At 67.9% G+C, this 11,426-nt stretch carries 11 protein-coding genes; 3 read left to right on the top strand and 8 right to left on the bottom strand.

The window, feature by feature from the left end:
* Window positions 1-74: 74 nt before the first annotated feature.
* From ADBZ6K_RS13085 to thiC, 3 genes are read right to left on the bottom strand one after another with little or no spacing between them, the layout of a single operon-like run.
* Window positions 75-689, bottom strand: coding sequence for an alpha/beta hydrolase family protein (locus ADBZ6K_RS13085; RefSeq protein ID WP_526347225.1), 615 nt, complete (start codon window positions 687-689; stop codon window positions 75-77).
* A gap of 7 nt (window positions 690-696) precedes the next feature.
* Window positions 697-1,539, bottom strand: a complete 843-nt coding sequence (gene thiD, locus ADBZ6K_RS13080) for a bifunctional hydroxymethylpyrimidine kinase/phosphomethylpyrimidine kinase (protein ID WP_526347223.1) — start codon at window positions 1,537-1,539, stop codon at window positions 697-699.
* On the bottom strand, window positions 1,536-3,161 hold the full coding sequence (gene thiC, locus ADBZ6K_RS13075; protein WP_526347260.1) for a phosphomethylpyrimidine synthase ThiC: 1,626 nt from the start codon (window positions 3,159-3,161) through the stop codon (window positions 1,536-1,538). Before thiC ends, thiD begins: the two co-directional genes overlap by 4 nt.
* Before the next feature lie 329 nt (window positions 3,162-3,490).
* On the opposite strand from thiC, the gene ADBZ6K_RS13070 reads away from it, so the two are divergent.
* Window positions 3,491-5,266: an MFS transporter gene (locus tag ADBZ6K_RS13070; protein ID WP_526347258.1), complete on the top strand. Its 1,776-nt coding sequence runs from the start codon at window positions 3,491-3,493 to the stop codon at window positions 5,264-5,266.
* A gap of 144 nt (window positions 5,267-5,410) precedes the next feature.
* Here ADBZ6K_RS13070 and ADBZ6K_RS13065 read toward each other — a convergent pair whose 3' ends face one another.
* The 5 genes from ADBZ6K_RS13065 to ADBZ6K_RS13045 form a co-directional block, all read right to left on the bottom strand.
* Window positions 5,411-6,418, bottom strand: coding sequence for an SHOCT domain-containing protein (locus tag ADBZ6K_RS13065; RefSeq protein WP_526347221.1), 1,008 nt, complete (start codon window positions 6,416-6,418; stop codon window positions 5,411-5,413).
* Window positions 6,419-6,466: 48 nt separating this feature from the next.
* Window positions 6,467-7,771 (bottom strand): FAD-dependent oxidoreductase, encoded by a 1,305-nt coding sequence (locus tag ADBZ6K_RS13060; protein ID WP_526347219.1) that lies wholly within the window; start codon window positions 7,769-7,771, stop codon window positions 6,467-6,469.
* 298 nt (window positions 7,772-8,069) lie between these two features.
* Window positions 8,070-8,888 (bottom strand): exodeoxyribonuclease III, encoded by an 819-nt coding sequence (locus ADBZ6K_RS13055; protein WP_526347217.1) that lies wholly within the window; start codon window positions 8,886-8,888, stop codon window positions 8,070-8,072.
* Window positions 8,889-8,891: 3 nt separating this feature from the next.
* The gene (locus ADBZ6K_RS13050; RefSeq protein WP_526347215.1) at window positions 8,892-9,878 is read right to left on the bottom strand and encodes an N-acetylglutamate synthase, CG3035 family; all 987 of its coding nucleotides are present in this window, start codon (window positions 9,876-9,878) and stop codon (window positions 8,892-8,894) included.
* A 3-nt stretch (window positions 9,879-9,881) separates the two neighbouring features.
* Complete coding sequence (locus tag ADBZ6K_RS13045; RefSeq protein WP_526347213.1) at window positions 9,882-10,475, bottom strand: peptide deformylase; 594 nt, start codon at window positions 10,473-10,475, stop codon at window positions 9,882-9,884.
* A 126-nt stretch (window positions 10,476-10,601) separates the two neighbouring features.
* On the opposite strand from ADBZ6K_RS13045, the gene napA reads away from it, so the two are divergent.
* Together napA and ADBZ6K_RS13035 are read left to right on the top strand one after the other, a co-directional pair.
* Window positions 10,602-10,910: a nucleoid-associated protein NapA gene (gene napA / locus ADBZ6K_RS13040; RefSeq protein WP_526347211.1), complete on the top strand. Its 309-nt coding sequence runs from the start codon at window positions 10,602-10,604 to the stop codon at window positions 10,908-10,910.
* Window positions 10,911-10,956: 46 nt separating this feature from the next.
* Complete coding sequence (locus tag ADBZ6K_RS13035; RefSeq protein ID WP_526347209.1) at window positions 10,957-11,418, top strand: LytR C-terminal domain-containing protein; 462 nt, start codon at window positions 10,957-10,959, stop codon at window positions 11,416-11,418.
* Window positions 11,419-11,426: the final 8 nt, after the last annotated feature.

Genomic DNA, 11,426 nt, shown 5'->3' with positions numbered 1-11,426 from the left:
GGGGGGGGGGGGGGGGGGGGGGGGGGGGGGGGGGGGGTCGGCGCCCCCCCCCCCCGGCTGCTCCGGAGGCGTCGTCACGCGAGCAACCGTAGCGCCGCGGTGACCGCAAGGCCGGGTACATCGAGGGACTTCGACCCGAGGTCGTGACGTGCGCCGGTGATCTCGACGACCTCGGTCGGCGCCGCGATGAGCGCCGCGGCCGCGCGCAGTTCGTCGATCGTGCCGAACGGGTCGGAGGTCCCGTGCGTGAACACCGTCGGTGTGGTGATATCCGGCAGGTGCTCGGTGCGGGCCCGCTCGGGTTTGCCCGGCGGGTGAAGCGGATAGGAGAACAACGTCAGCACATCCGGCGCGACGCCGGATGCCGTCACCATCGACGTCATGCGCCCGCCATAGGAATGGCCGCCTGCCATCACTGGGCCGTGGCCCAGGCTGCGCGCCCATTCGATCGCCTCGGCGACGCCTTCCTGGTCGGCCTTGGCCGACCCCGACGGCGGGCCCTTCGGCCGGCGCCTGCGGTAGGGCAGGTTGAAGCGCACCGCCAGCCAGCCCCGGCGGGCCCACTCGTCGCAGATCCGGATCAGCATCGGCGATTCACGACTGCCTCCCGCACCGTGGGTGAGCACCACGGTGCCCCGCGGATCCCCGTCCGGCCGGTGCGCCACCCCGGCGATCGCGTCGAGGTTCATCGCCGGTTCATGGCAGTTCGTGCAGCCGGAACAGGGCCGACACCGGGCCGTGGCCGTGTCCCAACGGGTAAGCGGCCCTGAGGCATTCGGTCACCCAGGACTTCGCGAATGCGACGGCGTCGGGGATCTGGTAGCCGTGGGCCAGCGCGCATGTGGCGGCGGCCGCGAGCGTGTCGCCCGCCCCGTGGTCGTTGCCGGTGGCCACCCGCGGCGCGTCGTACTCGTAGAAATCGGTGCCGTCGTAGAGCAGGTCGGGGCTGGCCGACGATGACCGCAGATGGCCGCCCTTGACCAGCGCCCACTGCGGTCCCAACGCATGCAGCGCGCGGGCGGCGTCGCGTTGGGACTCGGCGTCGATGACGTCGATCCCGGTGAGTAGCCGCACCTCATCGAGGTTCGGTGTCACCAGGGTGGCCAGCGGAAATAGTTCGGTGCGAATCGAATTCAGTGCGCTGGGATGCAGCAGTGGATCGCCGTGCATGGAGGCGCACACCGGGTCGACCACCAGCGGAGTCGTGCCGTCAAGTCCTTCCGCCCGCCAGGTCTCGGCCACCGTGGTGATGATCTCCGACGACGCCAGCATGCCGGTCTTGGCCGCCTGAATCCCGATGTCGGACACCACGGCGCCGATCTGACCAGCGATGATATCGAGCGGAATCTCGTGGAAAGCCTTGACGCCCACCGAGTTCTGCACCGTCACCGCGGTGACGGTGACGCAGCCGTGCAGGCCGAGCATCGCGAAGGTACGCATGTCGGCCTGGATCCCCGCGCCGCCGCCCGAGTCCGACCCGGCGATCGTCATGACCCGCAGGGGGGTCTGCGCCGGCGGCGTCAACGGAAGCACGTTCACGGTGTCGATTCTGGCACGGCCGCCTCCAGCGGCAGGTAGATGCGGTTACCGTGCTCGGCGAACTCCTGCGACTTCTGCTCCATCCCGTCCTGGATGACGCTGTCGATCTCGTCCTTGTAGGTCTCGCGGATGTCCTGGGTGATCCGCATGGAGCAGAACTTCGGGCCGCACATGGAGCAGAAGTGCGCGGTCTTGGCGGGTTCGGCGGGCAGCGTCTCATCGTGGAACGCCCGGGCGGTGTCGGGGTCCAGCGACAGGTTGAACTGGTCCTGCCACCGGAATTCGAAGCGCGCCTTGGACAATGCGTCGTCACGCTGCTGGGCGCGGGGATGGCCCTTGGCCAGATCGGCAGAGTGGGCGGCGATCTTGTAGGCGATGACGCCGTCCTTGACGTCCTTGCGGTCGGGCAGGCCGAGGTGTTCCTTCGGGGTGACGTAGCACAGCATCGCGGTACCGGCCTGCGCGATGATGGCCGCGCCGATCGCCGAGGTGATGTGGTCGTAGGCCGGCGCGATGTCGGTGGCCAGCGGCCCGAGGGTGTAGAACGGGGCCTCCTCGCACAGCTGCTCTTCCAGCCTGACGTTTTCGACGATCTTGTGCATCGGGATGTGTCCCGGGCCCTCGATCATCACTTGCACGCCATGGGATTTCGCGATCCTGGTCAGCTCGCCCAGGGTTTCCAGCTCGGCGAACTGTGCCGCATCGTTGGCGTCGGCGATGGAACCGGGTCGCAGCCCGTCGCCGAGCGAGAACGTCACGTCGTAGCGCGCCAGGATCTGGCAGAGCTCCTCGAACCTCGTGTAGAGGAACGACTCCCGGTGATGCGCCAGGCACCAGGCCGCCATGATCGAGCCACCCCGGCTGACGATCCCGGTGACCCGCTTGACCGTCAGCGGGATGTAGCGCAGCAGCACCCCGGCGTGCACGGTCATGTAGTCGACGCCCTGCTCGCATTGCTCGATCACGGTGTCGCGGTAGATCTCCCACGTCAGCGCGGTGGGATCGCCGTTGACCTTTTCGAGCGCCTGGTAGATCGGCACGGTCCCGACCGGCACCGGCGAATTGCGCAGGATCCACTCGCGGGTGAGGTGGATGTCCTTGCCGGTGGACAGGTCCATGATCGTGTCGGCGCCCCACCGGGTGGCCCACACCATCTTGTCGACCTCCTCGGCGATCGAGGACGTGACGGCCGAATTGCCGATGTTGGCATTGATTTTCACCGCGAACGCCTTGCCGATGATCATCGGCTCGGCTTCGGGATGGTTGTGGTTGGCCGGGATCACCGCCCGGCCCGCGGCGACCTCCCGGCGCACCAGCTCGGGTGAGACGTCCTCGCGCGCAGCGATGAACGCCATCTCGGCGGTGATCTCACCCGCCCGCGCGCGCTGCAGCTGGGTGCCGCGGTCGTGCACGACGCCGGGTCGCGGCGGCAGACCGCCGTCGAGGTCGATATCGGCCCCGGGATCGGTGTACGGACCCGAGGTGTCGTAGAGGTCGAGGTGATCCCCGTTGGTCAGGTGCACCCTGCGGAACGGCACCCTGGCGCCGGGCACGGCGTCGAGGTCCCGATAGATCTTGGAGCTGCCCGTGATGGGGCCGGTGGTGACGGTGTCGGACTGCATCGAGAAGGCATGCGAAACACGAGAAACAGAACTCATTGTCATCTCCCTACGCCGGCATTACCCGGTCAGGTTCGTACGGTCGACGGCACCGTGCGGAGCACTCGGTGCTCCAGCCGTCCTCTCAGCGCGCCAAGGCGCGCGCTCCCGCGTGGTTGGTGATTGGCCGTCTCCAACCTAGCGCAGGCGGCGACGAACCTGAAAGGGGGAATAGGAATTGCCTGGAGATGATTTGTATAGCTAATATATGTGTTTTGGGATTTTCGAGATGTGACTGGACCGGGATGACGACTGAGATCGAGATGACGAAACCTGCGCCGACCTCGCGCGACATGACCTTGAACAACACGGCCTTGAACAACACGGCCTTGAACAACACGGGGGCAGACGACGCGGCGGCCGAGACCGCCCGCAGGCGCAGCAGGATGGACCACGACCACCCCCACTACAAGTGGGTGGTGCTGTCCAACACCACGTTGGGCACCTTGCTGGCCACCATCAACGCCTCAATCGTGCTGATCTCGCTGCCCGCCATTTTTCGCGGCATCGGACTGAACCCGCTGGCGCCGGGCAACGTGAGTTACCTGCTGTGGATGCTGATGGGCTATCTGGTGGTGACCGCCGTGCTGGTCGTCCCGTTCGGCCGGCTCGGCGACATGTACGGGCGGGTCCGGATCTACAACGTCGGGTTCGCCGTCTTCACGCTGGCCGCCATCGCCCTGTCCTTCGACCCTTTCCATCTGGACGGCGGCGCGATCTGGTTGATCGCCTGGCGCGTGGTGCAGGGTGTCGGCGGGGCCATGTTGATGGCCTCGTCCTCGGCCATCCTCACCGACGCCTTCCCCGCCAACCAGCGCGGTATGGCCCTCGGCGTCAACATGGTTGCCGCAGTGGCGGGATCGTTCCTCGGTCTGCTGATCGGCGGTGTGCTCTCGGAGATCCACTGGCAGGCCATCTTCTGGGTGGGGGTGCCCATCGGCATCCTCGGCACCATCTGGAGCCTGCGCTCCCTCAAGGAACTCGGCAGCCGCACCCCCGGACGGCTGGACTGGATCGGCACGCTGACGTTCGGCGTCGGCCTCACCGTGCTGCTGATCGGGATCACCTACGGCATTCAGCCTTACGGTGCGGCCACCACCGGCTGGACGAATCCGTGGGTGCTCGGCTCCATCGCCGTGGGTTTGCTGCTGCTGGTCGTGTTCTGCTTTGTCGAGCTGCGGGTGGCTCAGCCGATGGTGGACATCCGGCTGTTCCGGTCGACGGCGTTCGGCATGGGGAACCTGGCCGGGCTGATGTCCTCGGTCGGCCGGGGAGGCCTGCAGTTCATGCTGATCATCTGGCTGCAGGGCATCTGGTTGCCGTTGCACGGCTACAGCTTCGAGTCGACCCCGCTGTGGGCGGGCATCTACATGCTGCCGATGACCGTCGGGTTCCTGGTGGCGGGCCCGCTCGCCGGATCGCTGTCGGATCGCTTCGGCGCCCGCCCGTTCACCGTCGGCGGCATGTTGCTGATGGCCGCGACCTTCCTCGCGCTGGTGATGATTCCGGTGAACTTCGACTACCGGGTGTTCGCCCTGCTGGTCTTCCTGAACGGTCTTGGCGGCGGCATCTTCACCGCACCCAACACCGCCGCGATCATGTCGAGCGTGCCGGCGGCCCAGCGTGGAGCCGCGTCCGGGGTGCGGGCGACGTTCTTCAATGCCGGATCGTCGCTGTCGATCGGGGTGTTCTTCTCGCTGATGATCGTCGGGTTGGCGAACACGCTGCCGGGCGCACTGAGCGCTGGGCTGCAGCAGCAGGGCGTCTCGGCGACCGTCGCCCACGACGTCGCCAACCTGCCCCCGGTGGGCAGCCTGTTCGCGGCGTTCCTCGGCTACAACCCGATCGCCGAACTGCTCGCGCCGTACGACGCCTTGCACCAGCCCGGCGTCAACGCGGAGGTGCTGACCGGTCAGACCTTCTTCCCAGAACTCATCACCGAGCCGTTCCACGCCGGGCTGACGGTGGTGTTCACCGCGGCGGCCGTGATGATGCTCATCGGCGCGATCGCCTCGATGGTCAACCCCGGCCGATACGCCACCGCTCCGGGCGCCGACAACGAGGCGTGATCAACTTCTGCCTCCCCGCGCCGACTTCCGCACAGTGGTCGTGAAATCCGTCGGCGGTACAGCCCTCACGCAGCACTCGGCGTGAGCAAGCACCGCCAAGTGCTGCGACTCGAGAATGCCGCCACCGGTCAAAGCGCCCGCGGCTCAGAGCCGGGCGAGCAGCTCCGCCTTCTTCGCGGCGAACTCCTCGTCGGACAGGATGCCGCGCTGATGCAGGCCGGCCAGTGACTCGATGGCCGCCACGATGGTTGCGGGGTCCCCGGCCGGGGAGGACGGGGGTGGGCCGGCCTGCGCGTGGGCTGCGGCTTGCGGCGCCGGGCTCGGCTCTGCGGGGGCCGCTGGTTGCGGCGGGGTCGTCTGCGCGTGCGCAGGGGGCGGCGGTGGCGCCTGGTGCCTCGGCGCCGAAGGCGGCGCCGAGGTGGTCTGGTACTGCGACTGGCCCGGCGAAGGTGGCGCCGACCTGGTCTGGTACTGCGACCGGCCCGGCGAAGGCTGCGCCGGGGAGGTCTGGAACTGCGACTGCGACTGGCCCCCCGAGGTGGCGGGATACCGGGGGGCTGGCGCCGCGGCGGCGGTCTCGGCGACCTGCTGCTCCCCGAGTTCACGCAGGCTCGACACGTCGAAGGTGCCGAGCTGGCTGGTGAACTGCACCGTCCCGAATCCGCCGCCTTGCTGTTGTTGCACGCCGCCGATCTGGTGGTCACCGGTGTCGAAAACCTTTGTGACACCGTTTATCTGGATCACCAATCGGCGCGTTCCCGGGAAGACCGCGTATCGTGCGTCGTTCTGCCCGCCGGTGGCGGACGGTACGCCGAGATCGGCCGGCCACCAATAGGCGGCGGTGAAGCCCGACTGCGCGCGCGACGCGGAGGCGGGAAACACGGTCTCGGTAGTCAGGAGTTGGGACAGTTCGTTGCACAGCGCGTCGACCCGAGCCTTGAGCGCGTTGTCGAACATGTCGCCGACCATCGTCATGCCGCCGCGCATCCACTGCCCCGAACCGCCGAGTTCTGGGATGGAGAACTGCGCCATGGTGCCGCCGCCGGTGTGCAATGCGAACAGCATTGCCAGGACCGCCTCGCGGGACAGGCTGTAGCGCGTGGCGATGTCGGCGATGGCGGATTCCGCCTCGGGGGTGACCGTTGCCTTCATAGTCATGAGTCCTTCGTTATAGGTGCAGGTTCGAGCCTACGCACGCGTCTAGGGGCTACCGACGGCTGTGGCAGATACTGACGGTCGGCTGGACCGGACCGATCGGGCGGCCGTCGCGTTCGGACCACACCTCATAGCTGGCGTCACAGGTGATAAGAGGAACGATGACGGGACAGGGGGTGGGTGCGACGGCGCTCGTCGATGCCGCGACTCGGTGGACGTTCGCGTGAGCAAGTGGGCGAATAGGTCGACGGTGCTGCGGGGTGCGTCAGGACCGAAGAACCGCTGCAGGTTCGCTGCGCTGCGCTCGGCAACCTCAGCGCTAAGGGGAAAGAGGGTGTTCTCGTAGGCGGACAGCGCTTCCTCGACATCGGCGGGGTGCGCGGCGATCTGCAGGGCCAGCGCTGCGCCGTCGAACATGGCGAGATTGGCGCCCTCGCCGGCGAACGGCGACATTAGGTGGGCAGCGTCGCCAATCAACGTCACGCCTGGCACCCGGTCCCAGCGATGCGTGATGGGTAACGCGTAGATCGGGCGCAGCACGGGATCGCTCATCTTGTCCAAGACCAGCGTGGTCAGGGCAGGAGCCCATTGCTCGAAGCGCCGAGCCACCAGTGCCCGCATCGCCGCCGGGTCACCGGTGTCCACCGAGGCGACCAGTTCAAGCGGGGTGTTGATCGCGACGTAGCCGCTGAGCGTGCCGTCGGCGTTGTGGTGGGCCAAGATGCCCTGCCCGGGCGCCACCGCCATCAGCGTGCCACGCCCGATGAGGTCTGCGCCCTGACGGGACAGCAGTTGCCCACGGGCAAAGTCGATCTCGACGAAGCAGGTGCCCGTATAGGCCGGCTCGGCGCCGGAAACGCTTCGGCGCACCCTCGACCAGGCGCCATCCGCGCCCACGACGATATCCGCCAAGGTTGATGAGCCGTCGGCGAAGTGCACCTCGGGGCGTCGATCGGAGGTGGTGAGCACGCCGGTCACCTTGTGTCCCCAGCGGATCGTGCCGGCAGGAAGCGCGGCGATCAGCATGGCGCGCAGCTCGCCGCGGTCCACCTCGGGCCGGGTGCCGCGGCTGCTGCCCGGCCAGTCGAACAGGACGGTGCCGTCGCAGTCGGTGATGCGTTTGGCGTCGTGGCCCGGGCGGATGAGGGTCCGAAACGCCTCGTAAAGACCGGCGTCGCGCAGGGCCGCCTGCCCGGTGTCTGAGTGGATGTCGAGCAGGCCGCCCTGCGCCCGCGCGCCGGCCGAGGCTTCGGCCTCGTACACCGTGGCGGGTATGCCATGGCGGTGCAGGGTGCGGGCCAGTAGCAGACCTCCCAGTCCGGCCCCAATGATGGCTATCGACAACGACATTCAGCGCTCCTCGGTCACCGCACGACAGGCGTCGTGCTGTCCGGTTAAGAGACGCTGGGTCGCTGAGACTGCGGGGCTCGGCAACCGTGTAGACGACCGGCTGAGCGGTCGGTTTTCGCGATAACCGCCAAAGTACCCGGAGCCGATCCACCCGACAACTCGCGAGTGCCTCCCGCATAGCGTGGCAGGACGCGGAACTGGCTCTCGGTGAACGACGATTGTTCATCGGCGCGCACATTGGCAGCGTGTTTGAGCCGTTGACGGTGCAGATTCTGACGGGATCGGCGGCAGTGCCCCACTAGTCGCGGTGAACGTCCCCTGCCAGCTCCACCAGCACCGGAGCATGATCGCTGGCGCCCTTGCCCTTTCGCTCATCGCGGACGATCTCGGCGTGCGCGACGCGTGCGGCCAGCGCCGGAGACCCCAGCAGGAAGTCGATGCGCATGCCGCGGCGCTTTTGGAAGCTCAGCTGGGTGTAGTCCCAGTAGGTGTAGACCCCCGGTCCCGGGGTGAACGGCCGCACCACGTCCGCGTACCCGGCGTCGACGATCGTGTCGAACGCGGCGCGTTCCGGTTCGGAGACATGGGTGCGGCCTTGATAGAACTCGACGCTCCAGACGTCCTCGTCGGTCGGTGCGATATTCCAGTCGCCCACCAGCGCGATCGGCGCGCCGGGATCGTCGGCCAGCCATTGCGATGCCGTATCCCGCAGCGCCGCAAGCCAATTGAGTTTGTAGACATAGTGCGGATCGTCCAGGGTACGGCCGTTGGGAATGTAGAGGCTCCAGACCCGCACCCCGCCGCAGGTCGCGCCCAGCGCGCGGGCCTCCGCGGCTGCCTGCACGTCCGGTGAGCTGCTCCACGTCGGCTGACCCGCGAATCCGACCTCGATGGCATCCAGCCCGACGCGCGAGGCGATGGCAACCCCGTTCCACTGGTTGAACCCGACGTGCGCGACGTCGTAGCCCAGCGCGGCGAAGGGCATCGTCGGGAACTGCGCGTCGGTGCACTTGGTCTCCTGCATGGCCAGCACATCGACGTCGGCGCGCTCCAGCCAGTCGACAACGCGGTCCACCCTGGTGCGGATGGAGTTCACATTCCAGGTGGCCAGCCGCATGGGCTACAGCGTAGGCCGCAGCAATGCGGCCGCCTCGATGTAGCGGTGGTGGTGATGCAACCGGAAGCCCATCGAGTGGTACAGCGTGATTGCGGAGGTGTTCTCGGACAGCACCTGAACGTAGACCCGGGTCGCGCTTCGCGCGGCGCCCCACTGCATCAGTGCCGAGCACACCGCACGGGCATGGCCCTGCCGCCGGCGTTCGGCGGTGACCCGGAGCGCCGAGATGCCCAGCCAGCGCGTGCCATCCGGCGCCAGGGTCACCGCACCGCGCCCGACCGCCGTTTCGGGCAGCGCGGCGAACGTCACCGCGCCGTCGACGACCGCCGTCAGCACCTCGACCGGCACCCGGCGCTGGTAGACCGTCAGCCAATCGGTATCCGGGCCTTCGAGCAGCGTGACGCCCGTACCGCCCAGCTCCGTGGGTCCCGCACGTGAGGAGGACAAATAGAGTCCCGCACGTGAGGAGGACAAATAGGGTCCCGCACGTGAGGAGGACAAATCAGAGATGTCACGGACCATCACCCTGGTCTGCTTGACGCCGGCGCCGCGCACCGGCACCAGCCGCTCCGGCAGAGCCAGCCAGGCAGGCAGCCCGCGCCGGGCATACCAGTCGGCGACTTCGTCCAGAGCCGAAAGAGACGCTGAAAAGTCAAGCGGCACTGCTGAATTACCGCGACTGGTCGATCCGTTCGCGGCCCGCAGGAACCAGCCACTCAGCCATCGGTGCTCCAAGCCTGGCCACGCCAGCGCCGCGGCGTGTTCGACGGCGCGGATCGCCGATGCCCGAACCGGTGCGTCGGAAAGCTCCCGCACCGCCACGACATCCCCCGGGGCGACCTCGATCACCTCACCGGATCTGGTGCGCACCACCACAACCGGCGAGACCGCCTCAAGGTGTCCGATCACGTCGGTCAGCGCCGTAGCGGACCCCGGCGGCAGCCGGTGGCGCAGACTTACCCGCGCCCCGGTCGGTGGCAGATCGGGCACGGCCTAGTGCCCGAAGGGATCTGGGTCCTCGCCCGGCATCCAGGTCAGACCCGGAACGCCCCATCCGTTGGACTTCACCGCGCGTTTGGCGGCTCGAGCGTTGCGGCCGACGAGCCGGTCGATGTAGAGGAAGCCGTCCAGATGACCCGTCTCGTGCTGGAGCATCCGCGCGAACAGGCCGTTGCCCTCCAAGGTGATCGGTGTGCCGTCGGCGTCCAATCCACTCACCCGGGCCCAGTCGGCCCTGCCGGTCGGAAACGACTCACCGGGCACCGACAGGCAGCCTTCGTCGTCATCTTCTGGGTCGGGCATCGTCTCGGGAACCGGAGAGGTCTCCAGCACCGGGTTGACCACCACTCCGCGGCGCCGGGTCGTGCGTCCGCGCGCGTCGGCGCAGTCATAGACGAACAGCCGTTTGGAAACCCCGATCTGGTTGGCCGCCAGCCCGACGCCGTTCGCGGCGTCCATGGTGTCGTACATATCCCGGATAAGATCGGCGAGCTCTGCGGGCAGCGAACCGTCCGGGCCGACGGGCACGGGCTCGGTGGCGGTGTGCAGGACGGGATCTCCCACGATGCGGATCGGAACGACTGCCATGGATCGCAAGCTTAAGTGAGCCGACTCGCGGGCTTGGGTGACGGCTCATCTGCGCACCCCGTGGTTGAATGTTCGCCGGAATACGTGCGATGTCATTTCGAGTGCCGGAAGGGTCCAGGGAGCGATATGGACGGCGCCATGGCGCGGGCTGAACGATCCGGTGACGACGCTGATCCCACCGATGGGCTGTCCCGTCGCGAACATGACATCCTCGCGTTCGAGCGGCAGTGGTGGAAGTACGCCGGGTCCAAGGAAGACGCGATCAAGGAATTGTTCGCGATGTCGGCGACCCGCTACTACCAGGTGCTGAACGCGCTCGTCGATCGGCCGGAAGCGCTGGCGGTGGACCCGATGCTGGTCAAGCGGCTGCGACGGCTGCGGGCGAGCAGGCAGAAGGCCCGGGCGGCGCGTCGCCTGGGTTTCGACCTCACCTGACAACGCGCGCGGCGCCGGCGTCGGCGCCCTCGATACAGTGGGCGTGATGAATCAGCGAGAATCCTCTGGGCTGCCACTGCGCGCCATGGTGATGGTGCTGCTGTTCCTGGGTGTGGTCTTCCTGCTGGTGGGCTTCCAGGCGATGGGCTCCGGCAGCGACGGCGACAATGACGAATCGTCGGTGGCCATCACGACCACGACCGCGACCTCCGAACCGCCGCCGGCGGAGGAGGCGGCCAAGGCCGACGTGCGCGTCTACAACATCTCTTCCGTCGAAGGTGCGGCAGAAGGAACCGCCACCCGGTTGCGCGACGCGGGCTGGAACGTCACCGAAACGGGCAATCTGACACTGGACAGTGTGACGGCCACCACGGTGTACTTCGGCGAAGCCCCAGGGGAACGCGAAGCGGCCGAAGAGGTGGGCAGGGTGCTGGAGGCCCCGGTCGAGCCGCGACTGCCCGAACTGGCCGAGCAACCACCGGGGGTGATCGTGGCGGTCACCGGTTAGGCTTTGGC

The sequence above is a fragment of the Mycobacterium sp. genome (genome assembly GCF_044223235.1).
In the GTDB taxonomy this organism is placed as follows: Bacteria; Actinomycetota; Actinomycetes; order Mycobacteriales; family Mycobacteriaceae; genus Mycobacterium.
This window is presented reverse-complemented; position numbering and strand designations above follow the sequence as displayed.